The organism is Variovorax sp. GW531-E2 (assembly GCF_059423125.1).
On sequence record NZ_JBWKXQ010000007.1, the window covers coordinates 97013 to 118314 of the forward strand.

The window sequence follows — 21302 nt, forward strand, 5'->3', positions numbered from 1 at the left end:
GCCCTACTAGCCCTCCCTCACGGGCGGAGACGGTAGCGCACGCGCTAATCCCTCATCACGGCCCGTTCGCACCAGCAACGGGCCGTTTGTCTTTTGGGGTTGCTGGTTGAGTTCCAACCATCACAGAGAAATCGACATGCTCAAGCAACCTCAAGCCAAATACCGCGCATTCGCCCCGATCGGTCTCAAGGACCGCACCTGGCCCGATGCCGTGCTGACCAAGGCCCCGATCTGGCTGTCGACGGACCTGCGCGATGGCAACCAGGCCCTGGTCGAACCCATGGACATCGCGCGCAAGATGCGCATGTTCGAAACCCTCGTGGCCATCGGCTTCAAGGAAATCGAAGTCGGCTTTCCCTCGGCGTCGCAGGTTGAATTCGACTTCGTGCGCAAGCTCATCGAGGAAGACCGCATTCCCGACGACGTGACGATCCAGGTGCTCACGCAGGCGCGCGACCACCTCATCGAACGCACTTTCGAAGCCTTGCAGGGCGCGCCGCGCGCCATCGTCCACCTCTACAACGCGGTGGCTCCGGTGATGCGCCGCGTGGTGCTCGGCATGGACGAAGACCAGATCGTCGAACTCGCGAGCAGCCATGCCCGCATGTTCAACGACTTCGCCGCAAAGCAGCCGAACACGAAGTGGACCTTCCAGTACTCGCCCGAAATGTTCTCGGGCACCGACGTGGTCTTCTCCAAGCGCGTGGTCGATGCGGTCACCGAAGTCTGGGCGCCGACGCCCGAGCGCAAGTGCATCGTCAACCTGCCCACCACGGTGGAGCATTCCACGCCGAACATCTTCGCGGACATGATCGAGTGGATGCACCGCAACCTCGCACGCCGCGACTCGATCGTGCTGTGCGTGCACCCGCACAACGACCGTGGCACCGGCACCGCAGCCGGTGAGCTGGCCTTGATGGCGGGCGCCGAGCGCATCGAAGGCTGCCTTTTCGGCAACGGCGAACGCACCGGCAACCTCGACCTCGTGAACGTCGCGCTCAATCTCTACACGCAAGGCGTCTCGCCTGAACTCGACTTCTCGAACATCGACGAGATCCGCGCGACTGTCGAGCACTGCAACCAGATCCCGGTACACCCGCGCCATCCGTATGTAGGCGACCTCGTCTATACCTCGTTCTCGGGCTCGCACCAGGACGCGATCAAGAAGGCCTTCGCCGCGCGCAAGGACGGCGACATCTGGGACATTCCGTACCTCCCCATCGACCCGAAGGACGTAGGCCGCAGCTACGAAGCCGTGATCCGCGTGAACAGCCAGTCGGGCAAGGGCGGCATGGCCTACCTGCTCGAGAGCGAGTACGGCCTCGAGATGCCGCGGCGCCTGCAGATGGAGTTCATGCAGGTCGTGCAGCGCGTGATGGACGTGGGCGGCAAGGAACTCACCGCCGCCGACCTCTGGCAGATCTTCGTGAACGAATACGGTATCGAGACCGCCAAGGCCTTGCAGCACCGCGTGATCCAGGAAGAAGGCGAGGGCGCCGAGGCCACGGTCGTGCTGCGCGGCGACCTGCCATGGGACGGTGAGACCCGCGCCATCGAAGGCCGCGGCAACGGCCCGATCGACGCCTTCACACAGGCACTGAGCCAGGCCACCGGCCACACGGTGCGCGTCATGGACTACCACCAGCACGCCATCGGCGCGGGCGCCGACGCCAAGTCGGTGGCCTACCTCGAGCTGCGCGTCGACGAGTCGCAGACCCTGTTCGGCGTCGGCATCGATGCGAACGTGATCTCGGCCTCGCTGAAGGCGATCATCTCGGGCGTGCAGCGGGCCAGAGGCCGGGGCGCGCGCAGCGCACAATCGGTGGCTGAAGTCGCCTGACGCACCGGCACCAGCCGCACGCGCAAGGTGGGAACGAACCAAGGAGATCCACGATGACCGACCAACTCATTATTTTCGACACCACCTTGCGCGACGGCGAGCAGTCGCCCGGCGCCTCGATGACGCGCGACGAAAAGTTGCGCATCGCCAAGCTGCTGGAGCGGCTCAGGGTCGACGTCATCGAAGCCGGCTTTCCGGCCAGTTCGAACGGCGACTTCGAGGCCGTGAAGGCCATCGCCAATGCGATCAAGGACTCGACGGTGTGCGGCCTCTCGCGTGCCAACGACCGCGACATCGCACGCGCGGCCGAGGCCCTGAAGGGCGCGGCACGCGGGCGCATCCACACCTTCATCGCGACCTCGCCGCTGCACATGGAGAAGAAGCTGCGCATGTCGCCCGACGAGGTGCATGAGCAGGCCAAGCTGGCCGTGCGCTTCGCGCGCAACCAGATCGCCGACGTCGAGTTCAGCCCCGAAGACGGCTACCGCAGCGACCCGGACTTCCTGTGCCGGGTGCTCGAAACCGTGATCAACGAGGGCGCCACCACCATCAACGTGCCCGACACCGTCGGCTACGCCATTCCCGAGCTGTACGGCAACTTCATCAAGATGCTGCGCGAGCGCATTCCCAACAGCGACAAGGCGATCTGGTCGGTGCATTGCCACAACGACCTGGGCATGGCCGTGGCGAACTCGCTGGCCGGGGTGAAGATCGGCGGCGCGCGCCAGGTCGAGTGCACGATCAACGGCCTGGGCGAGCGTGCGGGCAACTGCTCGCTCGAAGAAGTGGTCATGGCCGTGAAGACGCGCAGGGACTACTTCGGTCTCGATCTGAACATCGACACCCAGCACATCGTGGCCGCCAGCCGCATGGTCAGCCAGACCACCGGCTTCGTGGTGCAGCCCAACAAGGCGGTGGTGGGCGCCAACGCGTTCGCGCACGCCTCGGGCATCCACCAGGACGGCGTGCTCAAGGCGCGCGACACCTACGAGATCATGCGCGCCGAAGACGTGGGCTGGACCGCCAACAAGATCGTGCTGGGCAAGCTCAGCGGCCGCAACGCCTTCAAGCAGCGCCTGCAGGACCTGGGCGTGACGATGGAAAGCGAAACCGAGGTCAACGCCGCGTTCGCGCGTTTCAAGGAGCTGGCCGACCGCAAGTCCGAAATTTTCGACGAAGACATCCTGGCGCTGGTCAGCGCGGAAGAACTGTCGCACGTTGGTGAACAGTTTGCTTTCGTCTCTCTCTCCCAGCACAGCGAAACCGGCGAACGGCCTCAAGCCAAGATCGTGTTCACGGTCCAGGGCAAGGAAGTCACCAGCGAATCCGACGGCAACGGGCCGGTCGATGCGTCCCTCAAGGCCATCGAGGCTCACGTCAAGAGCGGCGCCGAGATGGTTCTTTACTCTGTAAACGCCATCAGCGGCTCGACGGAAAGCCAGGGAGAAGTTACAGTCCGGTTACAAAACGCAGGGCGGGTGGTCAACGGTGTGGGTGCAGACCCAGACATCGTGGTCGCTTCGGCAAAGGCTTATTTGAGTGCGCTCAACAAGTTACAGAGCCAAGCTGAGAGAGTGGCGGCACAAGGTTAGGTTTTCAGGCGTTCCTTGGTATTCGAATGAAGAAGAGGATGCAAGTAACTGATATTGCGTGTCTTTTTTGATTTCGATACACTGCGGTCCTCGTTTGTTGCCGCTGGAGATTTATTGATGCCTGAAACCCGTCTACGTCGAGTTTCCATCCAGCGGTTCCTACCCGCCTTCAAGTTCCTCGCCGTGGCGCTGTGCGCCTCGGCGTTTTTGCTGCCTGGCGCCCAGGCCGCGAAGAAGGAAAAACCCGCTGCCGCCAAGTCCGCCGTCGCCAAGAAGGCGAAGGCCCCCGCCGAGGCCAAGCAACGCAATGCGTCCGCTTCCAAGGTGGCACGGGGCGGTCGCGCCGAGCAGGCCGACAAGGTCGTGCGCGGCGGCCGCAATGTCGTGGCCACCATCCACAAGAAGAACGGCAAGACCGTCGTCGCCGTGCAGCGCCGTTCGGTGGTGCGCGTCGAGACGCCGGCTCGCCAGTCCTTCGGCCAGATGGCCGGCCTGCACAGCACCGACGACGCACTCGACCTGAAGTCGAGCGTCGCCCTGGTGATCGACCAGGACACCCACGAGGTGCTGTTCAGCAAGAACGACCACGCCGTGCTGCCCATCGCCTCGCTCACCAAGCTCATGACCGGCCTGCTGATCAGCGAAGCCCACCTGCCGAACGACGAGCTCATCACCATCACGCAGGACGACGTCGACACCGAAAAGGGCAGCCGTTCGCGCCTGACCGTCGGCACCACGCTGTCGCGCGGCGAGCTGCTGCACCTGGCGCTGATGTCGAGTGAGAACCGCGCGGCGCACGCGCTGGGCCGCACCTACCCGGGCGGTCTCACGACCTTCGTGAGCATCATGAATGCCAAGGCCCGCATGCTCGGCATGAAGGACACGCGCTACGTGGAGCCCACGGGCCTGTCGAGTCGCAACCAGTCGAGCGCGCAAGATCTCGCGCTTCTGGTCAACGCCGCCTATTCGGACGCCACCGTGCGTTCGCTGTCCACGTCGCCGGAATACCAGGTCGAAGTCGGCAACCGCGTGCTGCAGTTCAACACCACCAACCGCCTCGTGAAGAGCCCGGAATGGGACATCGGCCTGCAGAAGACCGGCTACATCTCCGAAGCCGGCCAGTGCCTCGTGATGCAGGCCAAGGTGGCTGGGCGCAAGCTGATCATGGTGTTCCTGGATTCAGCCGGCAAGTTCAGCCGCATCGCCGACGCCGAGCGGGTTCGCCGCTGGGTCGAGGCCACGCATGCCGTGTCGGGTCCGCGCGGCTTCCAGGTCGCTGGCTAATCTGAGCGGGGAGGCCGTTCAGCGGCCTGCCTGCTGCCCTTGTACAGGGCCAACCGGCTGACTCGCCGGGATAGAGAGGAAAAGAGTCGAAAGCAAACGGGCGCTCAGGCGCCCGTTGTCACGTTCGCGCCCGACGCAGGCGTTGCGGCCACGCCGTCCTTGAAGCCCAGCGCGCCCGAGATCTCGTTGGCGGTCGCCTGCAGCTTGGGCAGCCAGCCTTCGTCGAGGCGATCGGCCGGGGCCGAGATCGACAGGCCCGCCACCAGCTTGCCCTGGTCGTCGTAGATGCCGGCGGCCATGCAGCGCACGCCCAGTTCCAGTTCTTCGTTGTCGCGGGCGATGCCGTACTGGCGCGCCTTCGACAGCTCGCGCTCGAGCGCGGGCAGCTGGGTGATGCTGTTGCGGGTGTGGCCGGCCAGGCCGGTGCGCGTGGCATAGCTGCGCACCCGCTGCGGATCGTCGGCGGCCAGGAACAGCTTGCCGGTCGAGGTCAGGTGCAGGGCGGCACGGCCGCCGATGGCGCGCACCACCTGCATGCCCGAGCGTTCGCTGTAGGCGCGCTCGATGTACACGATCTCGTCGCCCTGGCGCATGCTGAGGTTGACCGGCTGCTGTGTGAGCTTGTGCAGCTCGCGCATCGGGCCCAGGGCCGCGTCGCGCACGTTCAGCCGGCCCTTGACCAGGTTGCCCAGCTCCAGCAGGCGCATGCCGAGGCGGTAGCTGCCGGCTTCGGGGCGGTCGACGAAGCGGCCGACCGCGAGGTCATTGAGGATGCGGTGCGTGGTCGACGGGTGCAGCCCCGTCTTTTCGCTGATTTCCTTCAGCGAGATCGCTTCTTCGCGCGAGGCCAGGACGTCGATCAGCGAGAACATGCGCTCGATGACCTGGATGACGGGAGTGGCGGGAACGTCGGATAGGTTTTTTCTCATGGCGCAATGCGGTGATGACCGTGCGCCATTTTACCTTGTGAAATCGCTCGGTGCCTGCCAGTGGCCGTCCACCAACACTTCGTGCGGGGAAAAGCGGGCCTTGTAGTGCATCTTGGGGCTGCGCTCGATCCAGTAGCCCAGGTAGACGTGCGGCAGCCCCAGCTTGCGGGCCTGCTCGATCTGCCACAGCACGCTGTAGGTGCCGTAGCCGGCACCGTCCTCGGGCTCGTAGAAGGTGTAGACGGCCGAGATGCCGTCGCTCAGCACATCGAGGATCGACACCATCTTCAGCGCGCCCGGGCTGCCGTCGGGCAGGGTTTCGCGGAACTCGACCAGCCGCGAGTTGACCCGGCTTTGCAGCAGGAACTGCGTGTACTGGTCGATGCTGTCGTGGTCCATGCCGCCGCCCGAATGGCGGCCGGTCTGGTAGCGCAGGTAGAGCTGGTAGTGCTCGGGCACGAAGCACAGCTTGAGCACGCGCGCCTGCAGGTCGGCGTGCTGCTTGGCGGTGCGGCGCTGGCTGCGGTTCGGCTTGAAGCTGTGCGCCAGCACGCGCAGCGGGATGCAGGCGCGGCAGCCGTCGCAATACGGCCGGTAGGTGAACATGCCGCTGCGCCGGAAGCCGCTGAGCACCAGGTCGGAGTAGGCGTCGTTGTGGATCAGATGGCTGGGCGTGGCCACCTGCGAGCGGGCCTGGCGATCCGGCAGGTAGCTGCAGGGATAGGGCGCCGTCGCGTAGAACTGCAGCGTGTGAAGCGGAAGATCCTTGAGGTGCGTCACGTCACGTCACGTCGAAAGAAAAGGTCGCTCGGAAAGGAGTTCGGACCAGTATACGGGGTCGAATTGCCACTGCGGGCCCTCCTGTTTTCGGGCCTGGGCCACGTGCGCGACGAAGCGCGCGCGCGGCATTTCGCGGGCGCCGAGGCTGGCCAGGTGCGCGGTGTTCTGCTGGCAGTCGATCATCGCGATGCCGGCGCGTCGGCACAGCGCGACCAGGCCGGCCAGCGCGATCTTCGAGGCGTCCGGGCGGCGCGTGAACATCGATTCGCCGAACACCGCGCGGCCCAGCGCCACGCAGTAGAGCCCGCCCGCCAACTCGCCGTCGATCCAGGTTTCGACGCTGTGGGCGTGCCCGGCGCGGTGCAATTGCGTATAGGCCTTCACCATGTCCGGCACGATCCAGGTGCCCGACTGGCCGGCCCGCGCCGACTGCGAACACGCCTGGATCACCGTTCCAAAATCGTGATCGATGCGCAGCTCGCAGCCGGGCGTCGCGGCAAAGCGGCTCAGGGTCTTGCGCAGCGAGCGATGCAGCCGGAAGTCGTTCACCCGCAGCACCATGCGCGGGTCGGGGCTCCACCACAGGATGGGCTGGTCGTCGCTGAACCAGGGGAAGACGCAGCGGCTGTAGGCCTGCATCAGAGTATCGACATCGAGCGAGCCACCGGCCGCCAGCAGGCCGGGCACCGGGTCCCGTTCGTCCCACGCCGAAGCGGGGTCGGGCAGTGCATCTCCGGGTTCGAGCCAAGGCAGTTGTCGCATGGATGCAGGTATACACGGCTTCTCGAAAACGCAAGCCAGTTGAGGGAAAATCCCGCTCACACGGGAACAGTCCACAAGGCTGCGGCCCTGGTGCCACCGCCGATGGCACGCGAGACAACCCCACAAGACCCGTCGAAAAACCTATAGTGCACAGCTTGCTTTCGCAGTACCACAGCGGATCCGGCAGGCATGTGCAGGGCGCCGGGGATCAGCACAAGAGGACCACGTTGACCACTGAACCCAATCCCACGCGCTTCGGCAGCGGCCAGGCGGTGCGCCGCCTCGAGGACGAAAGCCTGCTCGCAGGCGCCGGCCGTTACACCGACGACGTCACGCTCTCCGAGCAGGCGCATCTCGTCTTCCTTCGCTCCCCCTATCCGCATGCGCGCATCGTGTCCATCGACACGTCCGCGGCCGTCGGCATGCCCGGCGTGCTGCGCGTGATCACCGGGGCCGACCTGGCCGAGGCCGGCGTCAAGCCGATGCCCGGCGCGGCCGGCTTCAAGCGCGCGGACGGCAGCGATAGCGCCAGCCCGCCGCGCCGCGCCCTGGCGCACGAGCGCGCACGCTTCGTCGGCGAACCGGTGGCGGCCGTCATTGCCGACACCGTGCAGCAGGCGCGCGATGCGGCCGAGGCCGTGATGGTCGATTACGAAGAGCTGCCGATGGTGGTCGACCTGCCGGGCGCGACCGCCGACGGTGCGCCGCTCCTGTGCGACGAGGCCACGGGCAACATCGCCGCCGAGATGCGCCACGGCAGCAGCGAAGCCGCCACCGCCGCGTTCGAGCGCGCCGCCCACGTGATTGCCCTGGACGTGAACAACCAGCGCGTGGTCGCGCTCACCATCGAGCCGCGCGCCGTGCTCGCCACGCACGACAGCAAGACCGACCGCCTCACCATCCGCATGAGCACCCAGATGCCCTCCGGCGTGCGCGATTCGGTCTGCGCGGCCATTGGCCTCGCCAAGGAAAAAGTGCGCGTGGTCGTGGGCGACGTCGGCGGCGGCTTCGGCATGAAGACCGGCGCCTACCCCGAGGACATCGCGGTCGCCTACGCCGCGCTGCAGGTGGGCCGGCCCGTGAAGTGGGTGGCCGACCGCAGCGAAGAGTTCCTCTCGAGCGCGCACGGCCGCGACATCGAGGCGCGCGCCGAAATGGCCCTGGACGCCGACGGCAAGATCCTGGCCCTGCGCATCAAGACGCTCGCCAACGTCGGCGCCTACGCCACCGGCACCGGCGTCGCGATCCAGCTGCTGATCGGCCCCTGGGTGCAGACCAGCGTCTACGACATCCAGACCATCGACTTCCATTTCAAGGCGGTGCTCACCAACACCGCGCCCACCGGCGCCTACCGCGGCGCGGGCCGGCCCGAGGCCATCTTCACCATCGAGCGCCTGATGGACGAAGCCGCGCGCCAGACCGGCATCGACCGCATCGCGCTGCGCCGGCGCAACTTCATCCGCCCCGAGCAGATGCCCTACAAGAACCCGATGGCGCAGACCTACGACACCGGCCAGTTCGAGTCGGTGATGGACCAGGCGCTGCAGCTGGCCGACTGGCAGGGCTTCGAGGCCCGCGCGGCCGAATCGGCGGCGCGCGGCAAGCAGCGCGGCCTGGGCATCGCCACCTTTCTCGAATGGACCGGCGGCAACGTGTTCGAAGAGCGCGTGACCGTCTCGGTGCAGGCCGATGGCGTGATCGAGGTGTTCTCGGCCGTCAACGCCATGGGGCAGGGCATCGCGACCTCGCTCGCGCAGCTGGCCGTCGATGCCTTCGGCGTGCCCATCGAGAAGGTGCGCGTCGTGCTCGGCGACACCGACCGCGGCGACGGTTTCGGCAGCGCCGGCTCGCGCTCGCTCTTCACCGGCGGCTCGGCCGTGCGCATCGGTGCCGAGCGCACCATCGACAAGGCGCGCGAACTCGCGGCGCAGGAGTTCGAGGCCTCCATCGACGACATCGTCTACAGCCGCGGCACCTTCATCGTGGCCGGCACCGACCTCGAACTCGACCTGTTCACCCTGGCCGCCAAGCAGCCGGGGCGCGAGATCTTCGTCGACTCCACCAGCACCGTGGCCGGCCCGAGCTGGCCCAACGGCTGCCACATCTGCGAGATCGAGCTCGACCCGCCCACGGGCGAGATCAGCGTCGTGGCCTACAGCTCGGTCAACGACGTGGGCCGCGTGGTCAACCCGATGATCGTGCGCGGCCAACTCGAAGGCGGCGCGGTGCAGGGCATTGGCCAGGCGCTGTACGAGCAGGTGGTGTACGACAGCGAAACCGGCCAGCCCGTCACCGGCAGCCTCATGGACTACGCCGCGCCGCGCGCCGACATCGTCGACACCATGTTCCAGATGGAAATGGACGAATCCACGCCCTGCAAGAACAACCCGCTGGGCGTGAAGGGCGTGGGCGAGCTGGGCACCATCGGCGCCACGCCGGCCATCGTCAACGCGGTGGCCGACGCCTTCGCACGCAACGGCCTCGGCGCCCGCGCGCCCCGCCTGCACATGCCGCTGAGCCCGTCGCGCGTGTGGCAGGCCATGCAGACGATCGACTGAGCGCCGCCGGCCGGTGATCGAAGGGCGACGAAAGTCATCATGCGCGTCACCACCGAACTGCAGACCGACGCCATCCGCGTCTCGACCTACCGCTGCGATGCGGGCGTCGGGGCGGCGCCGTTCACCGAGATGCACGAGACGCATTCGGTCTCGTACGTGCGCAAGGGCAGCTTCGGCTGCCGCGCGCTCGGCCGCGACTACGAGCTGGTGGCCGGTGCGGTGCTGGTCGGTGCGCCGGGCGACGACTACGTCTGCACGCACGAGCACTTCGCCTGTGGCGACGAGTGCCTGTCGTTCCACTTCTCGCCGGGCTTCGTCGACCTGATCGGCGGCGACCGGCGCAGCTGGCATGCCTGGGCGTTGCCGCCGCTGCCCGAACTCATGGTGCTGGGCGAACTCGCGCAGGTCGCGGTCGAAGGCGGCAGCGACGTGGGCCTGGACGAGCTGGGCATGGGCTTCGCCAGCCGTTTCCTCGACGTGGTGAAAGGGCGCGGCAAGCCCGCGGCGGCGCCGCCGTCGGCCACGCCGCGGGACCGTCGCCGTGCGGTCGAGGCCGCGACCTGGATCGAGGCCCACGCCGCCGGCGAGATCGGCCTGGAAGACGCGGCCGCCCAGGCGGGCCTGAGCGCTTTCCATTTCCTGCGGTTGTTCTCCCAGGTGCTGGGCGTCACGCCGCACCAGTACCTCGTGCGCTCCCGGCTGCGCCGCGCGGCGCGCCTGCTGGCGGACAGCGACCTTGCCGTGACCGAGGTCGCCCTCGAAGCCGGCTTTGCCGACCTGAGCAACTTCGTGCGCACCTTCCACCGCGCGGCCGGCGTGTCGCCGCGCGGGTTCCGGCTTGCTGCCAAGGGCGACCGCAAGATTTTCCAAGACCGCCTGGCCGCGCTGCTTCACGATGACCGCTTGATCCACCCTTCAAGCAGGAAGTCATCGCCATGTACGACCACATCGGACTGAAAGTCAAAGACCTCGCCGCCAGCCGGCGCTTCTACGAAGCCGCGCTCGCGCCGCTCGGCCACGTGCTGGGCTCGCACGACGACAGCTACGCCGGCCTCGGCCCGGCCGGCGAGCCGGCGCTGTGGCTCTACGCCGCGAAAGGCGCCAAGGGCCCGGGCACTCACATCGCGTTCCGCGCACCCGACCACGCCGCCGTCGCCGCCTTCCACAAGGCCGGCTTGAAGGCCGGCGGCACCGACAACGGCGGCGCGGGGCCGCGCGCCGACTACAGCCCGACTTACTACGCGGCCTTCCTCATCGACCCCGACGGCAACAACGTCGAGGCCGTCTGCCCCTGACACGAAAGGCATCGACCCCATGGCCACCGTCTACAAGGAATTCATCGTCGAGGCCGATGCCGCGCAGGTGTGGGACGCGCTGCGCGACTTCGGCGCCGTGCACACGCGCCTGGCGCCGGGCTTTCTCACCGGCTGCGAGCTCGACGGGCAGGGCGCCCGCATCGTCCACTTTGCCAATGGCCTCGTGGCGCGCGAGCTGCTCGTGGCCCTCGACGAAGAGAACCGGCGGCTGGCCTACACCGTGACCGACGGCAAGGCCACGCACCACCACGCGTCGGCCCAGGTGTTCGCGCACGGCGAAGGCCGGTCGCGCTTCGTCTGGATCACCGACGTGCTGCCCGACGGGCTCGCGGCGTACGTCGAACCCATGATGGCGCAGGGCGGCGGCGCCATGAAGAAGATGCTGGAGAAGGCCGACGAACGATGAGCACGCCCACAAGCCCTGCTGCGAGCGAGATCCTGGCGGTCGTGCAGCGCTACGCACAAGCCTGGGCCGCCAACGACCTCAAGGCCATCGTCGACTGCTACCACGACGAGGTCGTCTTTCACTACTTCGGCCGCAGCCCGCTCGCGGGCACGCACCGGGGCAAGGCGGCCTGCCTCGAGGTGCTCAAGCAGGTGAAGGAACGAACGAACCGCCGGCTGGTCGCGATCCGCGACGTGCTGGCCGGCGAGCATTTCGGACTGATCGTCGCCGTCGAGCAGTTCGAGCACCAGGGGCGCCCGGTCGAACTCGAGCGCCAGCTGCGCTACGCCGTGAGAGACGGCAAGCTCAGCGAATGCTGGATCTACGACGAAGACCAGCGCTGGGTCGACGAGGTGCTGTCGTCGCCCGCCGCTCAGAAGTCTTCGAGCGGCAGCCCCACGTAGTTTTCCGCCAGCGCGGTGGACGCCGCGCGCGAATGCACGAGGTAGTCGAGCTCGGCTTCCTGGATCTTCTGGCCGAAGGCACCCGTCTCGGGAAAACGGTGCATCAGTGAGGTGAACCACCACGAGAAGCGCTCGGCCTTCCAGACCCGGCGCAGGCACAGGTCGGAATAACGGTCCAGCGCCGAGGCCGACTTCTCGTTGTAGAAGATCTCCAGCGCGCGCGACAGGTACCCCACGTCGGCCGTCGCAAGGTTGAGCCCCTTGGCGCCGGTCGGCGGCACGATGTGCGCGGCGTCGCCGGCCAGGAACAGCGAGCCGAAGCGCATCGGCTCGGCGACGAAGCTGCGCAGCGGCGCAATGCTCTTTTCGAGCGACGGGCTGGTCACCAGCCGTTCGCGCGCTTCGGGGTCCAGGCGCGCGCGCAGCTCGTTCCAGAAGGCCTCGTCGCTCCAGTTCTCCACCTTCTCTTCGGTCGGCACCTGCACGTAGTAGCGCGAGCGCGTGGCGCTGCGCATGCTGCACAGCGCAAAGCCACGTTCGGTGTTCGCGTAGATGAGTTCGTGCGACACCGGCGGCACGTCGGCCAGCACGCCGAGCCAGCCGAAGGGGTAGACCTTCTCGTAGGTCTGGATCGCGTCGGCTGGCACGCTGGCGCGGCTCACGCCGTGGTAGCCGTCGCAGCCGGCGATGAAGTCGCACTCGATCTCGTGCGTCTGGCCGTCCTTCTCGTAGCGAACGCGCGGCTTGGCCGAATCGAAGTCGTGCAGGCTGACGTTGGCTGCGCTGTAGATCGTCGTGAGGCCTTCGGCCGTGCGCGCTTCCATCAGGTCGCGCGTCACCTCGGTCTGGCCGTACACCGTGACCTGCTTGCCGCCCGTGAGGCCGTGCATGTCGATGCGGTGGCGCGCGCCCTTGAACAGCAGCTCGATGCCGTCGTGCGGCAGGCCCTCGGCCTTGGCACGGGTGTCGACGCCGGCGCGCGCCAGCAGGTCCATCGTGACCTGTTCGAGCACGCCGGCGCGGATGCGGCCCAGCACGTAGTCGCCGCTCTGGCGCTCCACGATGACGTTGTCGATGCCTGCCTTGTGCAGCAGCTGGCCGAGCAGAAGGCCGGCGGGGCCTGCGCCGATGATGGCGACCTGGGTGCGCATGTTCGTGTCTCCGAAAGGGTTTTGCCAAGCGTAGGGCGCGGCCGGCCGGTTGGGGCGGCGGCTGGCGAGGCTCTGTGCGATCATGCGAACGCGTGCGCGATGATCGCGCAACACTTCTTCAGCCGACCGATCCACGACGAACTCCCGACGACGAATGACCATCGCCCGCGCCGACTTCATCGAGGGCATCGCCAAGGGCATGGCGGTGCTCGAAAGCTTCGACACCGAGCGCCAGCGCCTGAACGCCACGCTGGCGGCCGAGCGCGCCGGCCTCACGCGCGCCGCCGCCCGGCGCCACCTGCTCACGCTGGCCCACCTGGGCTACCTGGAAACCGACGGCAGCTACTTCTGGATGGCGCCGAAAGTGCTGCGCTTCTCGGGCAGCTACCTGGCCTCGTCGCGCCTGCCGCGCGCGCTGCAGCCCACGCTGAACCGGCTCGCGGCGCAGACGGGCGAGTCGTTCTCCGCCGTGGTGCTCGACGGCGAAGAGGTGGTCATCGTCGCGCGCAGCGGCAGCTACGGCACGCCGACGCGCGTGCTGGCGTACGGCCTGCACCTGGGGGCGCGCCTGCCGGCCCACGCCACCTCGACCGGGCGCGTGCTGCTGGCCGCCATGGCCGCCACGCAGCTCACGCAGTGGCTCAAGGGGCGGCACCTGGCGCGGCTCACGCCGCACACCATCACCCAGGCGCGCGCGCTGCGCCAGCGCATCGCGCAGGTGCGCAAGGACGACTACTGCTTCGCCAGCGAAGAACACGAGCTCGGCGTGCAGGCGCTGGCGGTGCCGCTGCGCGACATGCAGGGCCACACGGTGGCGGCGCTCAACGTGGTGCTGTCGGGCACGCGCTACCAGGAAGAGACCCTGCAGCGCGAGATGCTGCCGCTGCTGTTCGAAGCGGCGCGCGAGGTGCGCTCCCTCCTGTGAACGCAGACGCGCTGAACTTTCAGCGACGGCGCGGCCTCGAACCCCCGAAACGGACACCACCATGCGACTCCTGCTTCTCGAAGACGACGTGATGATCGGCGAGGCCGTGCTCGACCTGCTGCGGGCCGAGCAGTACGCGGTCGATTGGGTGAAGGATGGCGACGCCGCCGAATCCGCATTGCGCACCCAGCAGTACGACCTCGTGCTGCTCGACCTGGGCGTGCCCCGCCGCGACGGCCTGGAAGTGCTGCGCGCCCTGCGTGCGCGCAAGCAGCGCATGCCGGTGCTGATCGCCACCGCGCGCGACTCGGTGCAGCAGCGCATCGAAGGCCTCGACGCCGGTGCCGACGACTACGTGCTCAAGCCCTATGACCTCGACGAGCTGCTGGCCCGCATCCGCGCCTTGCTGCGGCGCGCATCGGGGCGCGCCGAGCCGGTGTACGAGCACATGGGCGTGAGCATCAACCCGGCCACGCGCGAGGTCGCGGTGAACGGCGAACCGGTGGTGCTCTCGGCGCGCGAGTGGGCCGTGCTCGAACCGCTGCTGGCCCGCCCGGGCATGGTGCTCTCGCGCGCCCAGCTCGAAGAAAAGCTCTACGGCTGGAAGGACGAGATCAGCAGCAACGCGGTCGAGGTCTACGTGCACGGCCTGCGCAAGAAGCTGGGCGCGGAGCTGATCCGCAACGTGCGCGGCGTCGGCTACATGGTGCCCAAGGCATGATGCGCCGCGTGATGCGATGGACCGGATCGCTGCGCGCGCGGCTGCTGGTGTTTTTGCTCGCCGCCATCGTGCTCGCGGCCGGCGCGCAGGCACTGGTGGCCTACCGCACGGTGCTGAAGGAGGCCGACGACATCTTCGACTACCACATGCAGCAGATGGCGCTGTCGCTGCGCGCGGGCCTGGCGCCGAGCGCGGCCGTGGGCGGGCTCGGCGGCGCGGAACAGAACTTCGATTTCGTGGTGCAGGTGTGGACGGTCGACGGCGTGCGCATCTTCGAGTCGGCCGAAGAAGCCGCGCTGCCGCAGCTCGCGGTGCTGGGCTTTGCCGACGTGCGCGCCCGTGGCACGACCTACCGCGTGTTCTCGATGCAGACGCGCGGGCTGGTGATCCAGGTGGCGCAGGACATGGCGGCGCGCCGCCACATGGCGGGCTCGCTCGCGCTGCGAACCATCGTACCCGTGGCGCTGATGGCGCCGCTGTTGATGCTGGTCGTGTGGTGGGTGGTGAGCCTGTCGCTGGCGCCCGTGGCACGCGTGCGCCGGCAGGTGGCATCGCGGCAAGCCGACGACCTCTCGCCCGTGAGCGAGGAGAACCTGCCTGAAGAAGTGCGCCCGCTGGTGCAGGAGCTCAACCTGTTGTTCGGCCGCGTGCGCCATGCCTTCGATGCGCAGAAGCACTTCGTGGCCGATGCCGCGCACGAGCTGCGCTCGCCGCTGGCGGCGCTCAAGCTGCAGGTGCAGGGCCTGCAGCGCGCCCCCGATGATGCGGCGCGCACGCTGGCCGTGAGCCGGCTGTCGGCCGGCATCGACCGCGCCACGCGGCTCGTCGAGCAGATGCTGGCGCTGGCCCGGCATGAAGCCAGCGTGGCCGCGGGCGCCAAGCCCGAGACGGTCGATCTGGCCGAGGTGGCGCGCCTGGCGATCTCCGATGCGGTGGCGGCCGCGCAGGCGCGCCGCATCGACATCGGCGTGGCGCAAGCTGACGCGGGCGCCACCGTGAGCGGCCAGCCCGAGGCGCTGCGCATGCTGCTGCGCAACCTGATCGACAACGCCGTGAAGTACACACCCGAAGGCGGGCGGGTCGACGTCAGTCTCGTGAAGCGCGCCGACGCGGTGGAGTTGCGCGTGGACGACAGCGGCCCCGGCTTGCCCGAGGCCGAGCGTGCGCGCGTGCTCGATCGCTTCTACCGCTCGGGCGAGCCGCAGGCGCCGGGCAGCGGGCTGGGGCTGGCCATCGTGAAGTCGATCGCCGACCTGCACGGCGCCACGGTGGCGCTGGACAAGTCCGCGAGCCTCGGTGGGCTGTGCGTGCGGGTGACGTTCGCTCCCGCCAAAGAGTGAACTCCGCTTAAGCGACGCCTAAGTCAAGGCCGCGACATTCCTTTCACCGTGTTTGCGCTCCGGCGCAGGATTGAAAGGAATCGAAGAATGAAAGCCGCCCTGATTTCCCCCCGTGCCCTCGTGATCGCGCTGGCCAGCGCCGGCGTGATCGGTGCCGTCGGCGCCGGGGCCTACACCAGCGCCCGCGCCGTGGGTGCACCGGCCACCACCGCCGCCGTGGCCGCGCCGGCCGCGATGGTCACCTTGCCCGACTTCTCGACCATCACCTCGCGCGACGGCCCGGCCGTGGTCAACATCAGCGTGACCGGCACCGAGAAGGCCCCGGACGACGACACGATGGCGCAGCTGCAGGGCATCGACCCGGACGATCCGATGTTTCAGTTCTTCCGACACTTCCAGGGGCAGATGGGACCGCGCGGCCAGCAACAGCAGCAGCGCGCCGTGCCGGTGCGCTCGCAGGGCTCGGGCTTCATCGTGGACCCGAGCGGCATCATCATGACCAACGCCCACGTGGTGAAGGACGCGAAGGAAGTCACCGTCAAGCTGACCGACCGCCGCGAGTACCGCGCCAAGGTGCTCGGCGCCGACGCCAAGACCGACATCGCAGTGCTCAAGATCGACGCCAAGAACCTGCCGGTGCTCGCGCTGGGCAACACCAAGGACCTGAAGGTCGGCGAATGGGTGCTGGCCATCGGCTCGCCCTTCGGCTTCGAGAACACCGTGACGGCCGGCGTGGTGAGCGCCAAGGGCCGTTCGCTGCCCGACGACAGCTACGTGCCCTTCATCCAGACCGACGTGGCCGTGAACCCCGGCAACTCGGGCGGGCCGCTGCTCAATGCGCGCGGCGAGGTGGTCGGCATCAACTCGCAGATCTACAGCCGCAGCGGCGGCTACCAGGGCGTGTCGTTCGCCATCCCGATCGATGTGGCGGTGCAGGTGAAGGACCAGATCGTCGCCACCGGCAAGGCCACGCACGCGCGCCTGGGCGTGGCGGTGCAGGAGGTGAACCAGGCCTTCGCCGATTCCTTCAAGCTCGACAAGCCCGAGGGCGCGCTGGTCTCGAACATCGAGAAGGGCGGCCCCGGCGACCATGCCGGCCTGAAGGCGGGCGACGTGATCCGCAAGGTCGACGGCCAGGCCATCGTGTCGTCGGGCGACCTGCCCGCCGTGATCGGCCAGCAGGCGCCGGGCAAGAAGGTCACGCTCGAGGTGTGGCGCCAGGGCGAGCGCCAGGAGCTGCAGGCCAGGCTCGGCGATGCCAGCGACAAGCCGGCGCAGGTGGCCAAGGCCGACAACACGGCGGGGCAGGGCAAGCTCGGCCTGGCGCTGCGCCCGCTGCAGCCGCAGGAACAGCGCGCGGCCTCGGTCGACGGCGGCCTGCTGATCGAGGACGTGGCGGGCCCCTCGGCGATGGCCGGGGTGCAGGCCGGCGACGTGCTGCTGGCCATCAACGGCACGCCGGCCAAGAGCCTGGAGCAGGTGCGCCAGGCGGTGGCCAAGGCGGACAAGTCGGTGGCGCTGTTGATCCAGCGCGGCGAGGACAAGATCTTCGTGCCGGTGCGCCTGGGCTGACCGGTCCGGCCGGGTTCAAGGCAGCGCGCAGGGCCAGTCGAGCGAGACGCGCGTGCCGCCGGCCTGTGCGTCGGCCCGCTCGATCTGCAGCCGCGCCCCGATGGCCTGTGCCCGCGAACGCATGTTCGCGAGGCCGTGGCCGCCGGGGCGTTCGTTCGCCTGCAGCCCGCGGCCGTTGTCGGTGAGCACGATCCGCACCAGCGGCGGCGTCTGCTCGCCGTGCCAGCCCACATGCATCACGATGCGCGTGGCGGCCGCATGCTTCAGCACGTTGGTGAAAGCCTCGAGCAGGATGCGTTGCAGCTGCAGCGCAGCCTGCGCGGCAAAGGGCGCGAGCGTGGGGATGAGCGCGACGTCCCACACCAGTTCGATGCCGGCGGCATCCAGCCGGGGCTGCAGGCGGTAGCGCAGCGTGGCCAGCACGGTGGTCAGGTCGTCGTGCATGGGTTGCAGCGAATCGACGGCCATGCGCATCTCGTCGAGCGCCAGCTTCACGTGCTCCTCGACCACGTCGCGATCGGGCGCGGGCTGGTTCACCACGTTGAGCAGGCCCACGAGCTGCGAGCCCACGCCGTCGTGGATCTCCCGCATGATGCGCTGGCGCTCCAGCAGCACGGCCTGTTCTTCCTGCTGCTTGCGCACGGTTTCGAAGGCGCCGCGCAGCTGCTCCTCGCGCTCGGCCACGCGCGCGGCGAGGTTGGCGTTGAGCGAGCGGTAATCGGCCACGGTGCGGCTGTAGCGCTCCACCACGAGGCCGGCCAGGATCATCACGAAGAAGAAGATCGCGTGGGAGGTGAGCGTGTAGTAGGCGCCGCCGAACAGGCCCATGCGCACCAGCAGCAGGTCGTGCGCGCCGGCCAGGATGGCCAGCGTGCCCGCCGCCATCAGCACGCCCGCGATGCGCCGCCGCGCCACCAGCGCGCCGTGCACCACGTAGGGCAGGCAGATAGTGCTCGTGATCTGCAGGATCGCCAGCCCCGTGGTCCACAGCGCCGGCAGCGCGAAGGCGAAGGAGGCGCAGGCCAGCACCACCGAGAGCGCCAGCGCCCCGTAGATGGAGCGCACCAGCCACGGCGGATTGCGGTCGAGCACCAGCAGCACGAAGCGCGCGATCAGCCCGATGTGGCAGGCGTAGCAGACCGCCACTACCGCGCCCCACAGCGGCCAGGGCACGGGCCCTTCGGTCAGCACGCGGTCGAGGTTGCGGGCCACGCCCGAGAGCGCGGCCAGCGCGAAGCAGCCGTAGAGCGCGTCGCGCTGGCGCAGCCACAGACCGGCGGCCAGGCCACCCATCAGCAGCAGGCTCACGGCGTAGACGATGGCCGAGGTGTTGCGCCAGTTCTGCTGCGAGCGGTGCAGCGGGGCCAGGGAGGCCTCGGGGCCGTAGAGCACGCTGGCCAGTCCGCCGCCGCGCTGGCGCTGCATGGTGGCCTGGATGAGCAGCTCCTGCGGCTGGCCGTCGCCGCGTCGCAGGGCGGCGGCCAGCGGGATCAGCAGGTTGGCCTTGCCGGCGTCGTAGGCCGGGTCGCCGAGCACACCGTAGTTGGCGACCAGCGCGCCGTTGAACCACACGGCGGCCTGGTTGCCCAGGCCCGACATCAGGAGCGCCTGGGCATCGTCCGCGCGGGCGGCGTCCGGGGGCAACACGATGCGGTAGCTGGCCTTGCCGCCGCGCCCCGGAAACTCGTGGTCCCAGCGAAAGGGCAGCGCCACCTGCCGCACCTGCAGCGGCAGGCCATCGGGTTCGAGGCTGGCTTCGGCCCAGTCCACGTCGGTGCTGCCCGGCGGGGTGGCAGCGTGGGCGAAGGGGGCTGCGAGCACCAGCCACAGCAGCAGTTGCAGCACGGCTTGCATGCGGGAAAAGAAGGGGCGGCTCACGCGGCTAGGAAAGCCGGCCTGGAGGACGGGTCGCCAACACGGCTTCCGAGGGTGGGGGCGCATCCAGCTTGCCGTAGATGTTTCTGATATGGGTTTGAACCGTCGATGCGGAGACTCCCATCTGCGCGCCGATTTCGGCATAGGTGAAACCACGAGACACCCGGTCGAGCACTTCGGCCTCGCGCGACGAGAGGTGCCCGGGCGCGCCGTCGGAGGCCTGCCAGCGCCGCAGCAGCTGCCGCGCGATGCCCGGCGGCAGCGGGGAGCCACCGGTGCCCAGGTGGCGCAGGTGCGCCGCCAGGTCGGCCTCGGTGCCGTCCTTGAGCAGGTAGCCGCGCGCGCCGGCCTCGAAGGCCTGCACCATGTGGGTCTCGTCGCCGAAGATCGTCAGCACCATCACCGCGCAGGCCGGCTGCATGCGGCGGCACTGGCGGATCACCTGCAGGCCGGGATGGTCGGGCAGGCCGAGGTCGACCAGCAGCACGTCGACCGGGTTGTCCGTGAGCCAGTTCAGGATGTCGACCGCGTTCGAGGCGCTGAAGGCCAGCGCCAGTGCCGGGTCGGCGCCGATCACGCGGGCGATGCGCTCGCGCATGCCACTGTCGTCCTCGACCACGGCGACCTGGGTGGCGGTCAGGGGCATGGCGGGCTTCCGCAGGCGAGACCGGGGCCGAGGCGCATGGGCAGATCCGTTTCCGTTCGGGGTTGCAGGTGCCGCAAGCCTATCGACCGGTATCGGGCGAGCCCATCCTATAGACGGGGGATGGGGGTACCCTGCCGACGCGCGATGGTGTCCAGCCGTGCGGCGACCTGCGCCACGTGCTGCACCAGTTCGGGAGGCGACTCGATCTCGATGTCGTGGCCCAGGCAGCCCAGCCACACGGCCAGCGCATCGAGCGAGCTGGCGCCGGTGACGACGCGCGTGCGGTCCGCGTCGAGGGCCTCGGGCACGCCGCCCACCCAGCCCAGGTGCGGTTCCAGCGCTGCGAGCGGGGCATGCACGATCACGCGCGCGTGGTGCAGGTAGGGCGAGACCTTGAGCGCGTGTTCCATGTAGGCCTCGACGTCGCCCAGCGGCAGGCGGCGTGCGGTGAAGCGCGCGCCCGTCGGTTCGGCGTCGACGATGCGGTCGAGGCGGAAGGTGCGCCAGTCCTGGCGCGCCGTGTCCCAGGCCAGCAGGTACCAGCGCTGGCCGGTCTGCACCACGCGGTGCGGCTCCACCGTGCGCGCCGTGGCCGTCTGGTGGTGGTCCTGGTAGCCGAAGCGCAGTTCGCGTCGCTCGGTGCAGGCCTCGGCGAACATCGACACCGCCTTCACGCGCACGCCCGACTTGCTTCGCATCACCGGCACCACCGAGGCGCGCACGCTGCCCAGGCGGCGCTGCAGGCGCGGCGGCATCAGCTGGTCGAGCTTGGCGAGGGCGCGCATCGACGCGTTGCCGATGTCGCCTTCACCCGTGCCGGCATGGCCGAGCGCCAGCGCCACCGCAATGGCTTCCTCGTCTTCCAGCAGCAGCGGCGGCAGGGCGCTGCCCGCACCCAGTCGGTAGCCGCCGGCCACGCCCGAGGTGGAGTCGACCGTGTAGCCGAGGCTGCGCAGCCGGTCGACGTCGCGGCGCAGCGTGCGCTCGGTGATCTCCAGGCGCTCGCCCAGGGCGGCACCGGTCCAGGCGCGCTGGGCCTGGAACAGCGCGAGCAGGCGAAGCAGGCGGGCGGAAGCGGACAGCATGGCCCGCATCATGCCTGCGATCGAGGACAGAATCTGTCCGCAATGGGTCGTAGCCTTGGGTTTCCTCCACTCGTTTC

At 68.8% G+C, this 21302-nt stretch carries 19 protein-coding genes; 12 read left to right on the plus strand and 7 right to left on the minus strand.

Annotated elements, in window-relative coordinates:
* The first annotated feature begins 136 nt into the window (after positions 1-136).
* From leuA to AC07XP_RS07090, 3 genes are all read left to right on the plus strand, one after another.
* On the plus strand, positions 137-1840 hold the full coding sequence (leuA, locus tag AC07XP_RS07080; RefSeq protein ID WP_492696960.1) for a 2-isopropylmalate synthase: 1704 nt from the start codon (positions 137-139) through the stop codon (positions 1838-1840).
* Positions 1841-1893: 53 nt separating this feature from the next.
* Positions 1894-3432 carry a 2-isopropylmalate synthase gene (locus tag AC07XP_RS07085; protein ID WP_070060915.1) on the plus strand — a complete coding sequence of 513 codons (1539 nt, stop codon included), beginning with the start codon at positions 1894-1896 and terminating at the stop codon, positions 3430-3432.
* Positions 3433-3549: 117 nt separating this feature from the next.
* Positions 3550-4716 carry a serine hydrolase gene (locus tag AC07XP_RS07090; RefSeq protein WP_095950197.1) on the plus strand — a complete coding sequence of 389 codons (1167 nt, stop codon included), beginning with the start codon at positions 3550-3552 and terminating at the stop codon, positions 4714-4716.
* 104 nt (positions 4717-4820) lie between these two features.
* On the opposite strand, the gene AC07XP_RS07095 is transcribed toward AC07XP_RS07090, so the two are convergent.
* Genes AC07XP_RS07095 through aat form a run of 3 tightly spaced genes read right to left on the minus strand, consistent with a single transcriptional unit; the run spans position 4821 to position 7187 of the window.
* Positions 4821-5645, minus strand: a complete 825-nt coding sequence (locus AC07XP_RS07095; RefSeq protein ID WP_062478081.1) for an IclR family transcriptional regulator — start codon at positions 5643-5645, stop codon at positions 4821-4823.
* Positions 5646-5675: 30 nt separating this feature from the next.
* Complete coding sequence (locus AC07XP_RS07100; RefSeq protein WP_062478083.1) at positions 5676-6425, minus strand: arginyltransferase; 750 nt, start codon at positions 6423-6425, stop codon at positions 5676-5678.
* A gap of 6 nt (positions 6426-6431) precedes the next feature.
* Entirely contained in the window at positions 6432-7187 is a 756-nt protein-coding gene (gene aat / locus AC07XP_RS07105; protein WP_495264209.1) for a leucyl/phenylalanyl-tRNA--protein transferase, read from the minus strand.
* Between the two features lie 227 nt (positions 7188-7414).
* Between aat and AC07XP_RS07110 the strand changes: the two genes are divergently transcribed.
* The 5 genes from AC07XP_RS07110 to AC07XP_RS07130 are packed head-to-tail and all read left to right on the plus strand — an operon-like array spanning position 7415 to position 11910.
* Positions 7415-9745 carry a xanthine dehydrogenase family protein molybdopterin-binding subunit gene (locus AC07XP_RS07110; protein ID WP_495264210.1) on the plus strand — a complete coding sequence of 777 codons (2331 nt, stop codon included), beginning with the start codon at positions 7415-7417 and terminating at the stop codon, positions 9743-9745.
* A gap of 39 nt (positions 9746-9784) precedes the next feature.
* Entirely contained in the window at positions 9785-10702 is a 918-nt protein-coding gene (locus AC07XP_RS07115; protein ID WP_495264211.1) for a helix-turn-helix transcriptional regulator, read from the plus strand.
* The gene (locus AC07XP_RS07120) at positions 10681-11040 is read left to right on the plus strand and encodes a VOC family protein (RefSeq protein ID WP_159276673.1); all 360 of its coding nucleotides are present in this window, start codon (positions 10681-10683) and stop codon (positions 11038-11040) included. The genes AC07XP_RS07115 and AC07XP_RS07120 overlap by 22 nt, the downstream gene beginning before the upstream one ends.
* 19 nt (positions 11041-11059) lie before the next feature.
* Positions 11060-11467: an SRPBCC family protein gene (locus AC07XP_RS07125; RefSeq protein WP_495264212.1), complete on the plus strand. Its 408-nt coding sequence runs from the start codon at positions 11060-11062 to the stop codon at positions 11465-11467.
* The gene (locus AC07XP_RS07130; protein WP_495264213.1) at positions 11464-11910 is read left to right on the plus strand and encodes a nuclear transport factor 2 family protein; all 447 of its coding nucleotides are present in this window, start codon (positions 11464-11466) and stop codon (positions 11908-11910) included. The genes AC07XP_RS07125 and AC07XP_RS07130 overlap by 4 nt, the downstream gene beginning before the upstream one ends.
* On the opposite strand, the gene pobA is transcribed toward AC07XP_RS07130, so the two are convergent.
* Positions 11880-13061 (minus strand): 4-hydroxybenzoate 3-monooxygenase, encoded by a 1182-nt coding sequence (gene pobA, locus AC07XP_RS07135; RefSeq protein ID WP_495264214.1) that lies wholly within the window; start codon positions 13059-13061, stop codon positions 11880-11882. The genes AC07XP_RS07130 and pobA overlap by 31 nt on opposite strands.
* 154 nt (positions 13062-13215) lie before the next feature.
* Between pobA and AC07XP_RS07140 the strand changes: the two genes are divergently transcribed.
* The 4 genes from AC07XP_RS07140 to AC07XP_RS07155 all read left to right on the plus strand — a co-directional run bounded on the left by AC07XP_RS07140 (position 13216) and on the right by AC07XP_RS07155 (position 17619).
* On the plus strand, positions 13216-13986 hold the full coding sequence (locus AC07XP_RS07140) for an IclR family transcriptional regulator domain-containing protein (RefSeq protein ID WP_070060906.1): 771 nt from the start codon (positions 13216-13218) through the stop codon (positions 13984-13986).
* Between the two features lie 61 nt (positions 13987-14047).
* A complete protein-coding gene (locus AC07XP_RS07145) occupies positions 14048-14707 on the plus strand; it encodes a response regulator (protein ID WP_062478105.1) in 660 nt (219 codons plus the stop codon).
* Positions 14708-14718: 11 nt separating this feature from the next.
* Positions 14719-16047: an ATP-binding protein gene (locus tag AC07XP_RS07150; RefSeq protein ID WP_495264215.1), complete on the plus strand. Its 1329-nt coding sequence runs from the start codon at positions 14719-14721 to the stop codon at positions 16045-16047.
* A gap of 87 nt (positions 16048-16134) precedes the next feature.
* On the plus strand, positions 16135-17619 hold the full coding sequence (locus AC07XP_RS07155; RefSeq protein WP_495264216.1) for a Do family serine endopeptidase: 1485 nt from the start codon (positions 16135-16137) through the stop codon (positions 17617-17619).
* 15 nt (positions 17620-17634) lie between these two features.
* Here the strand turns inward: AC07XP_RS07155 and AC07XP_RS07160 are convergent, their stop codons facing one another.
* From AC07XP_RS07160 to AC07XP_RS07170, 3 genes are all read right to left on the minus strand, one after another.
* Positions 17635-19473, minus strand: coding sequence for a sensor histidine kinase (locus AC07XP_RS07160; protein WP_495264217.1), 1839 nt, complete (start codon positions 19471-19473; stop codon positions 17635-17637).
* A 28-nt stretch (positions 19474-19501) separates the two neighbouring features.
* Positions 19502-20140, minus strand: coding sequence for a response regulator (locus AC07XP_RS07165; RefSeq protein WP_082818203.1), 639 nt, complete (start codon positions 20138-20140; stop codon positions 19502-19504).
* Positions 20141-20247: 107 nt separating this feature from the next.
* Positions 20248-21225, minus strand: a complete 978-nt coding sequence (locus AC07XP_RS07170) for a helix-turn-helix transcriptional regulator (RefSeq protein ID WP_495264218.1) — start codon at positions 21223-21225, stop codon at positions 20248-20250.
* Between the last annotated feature and the right edge of the window lie 77 nt (positions 21226-21302).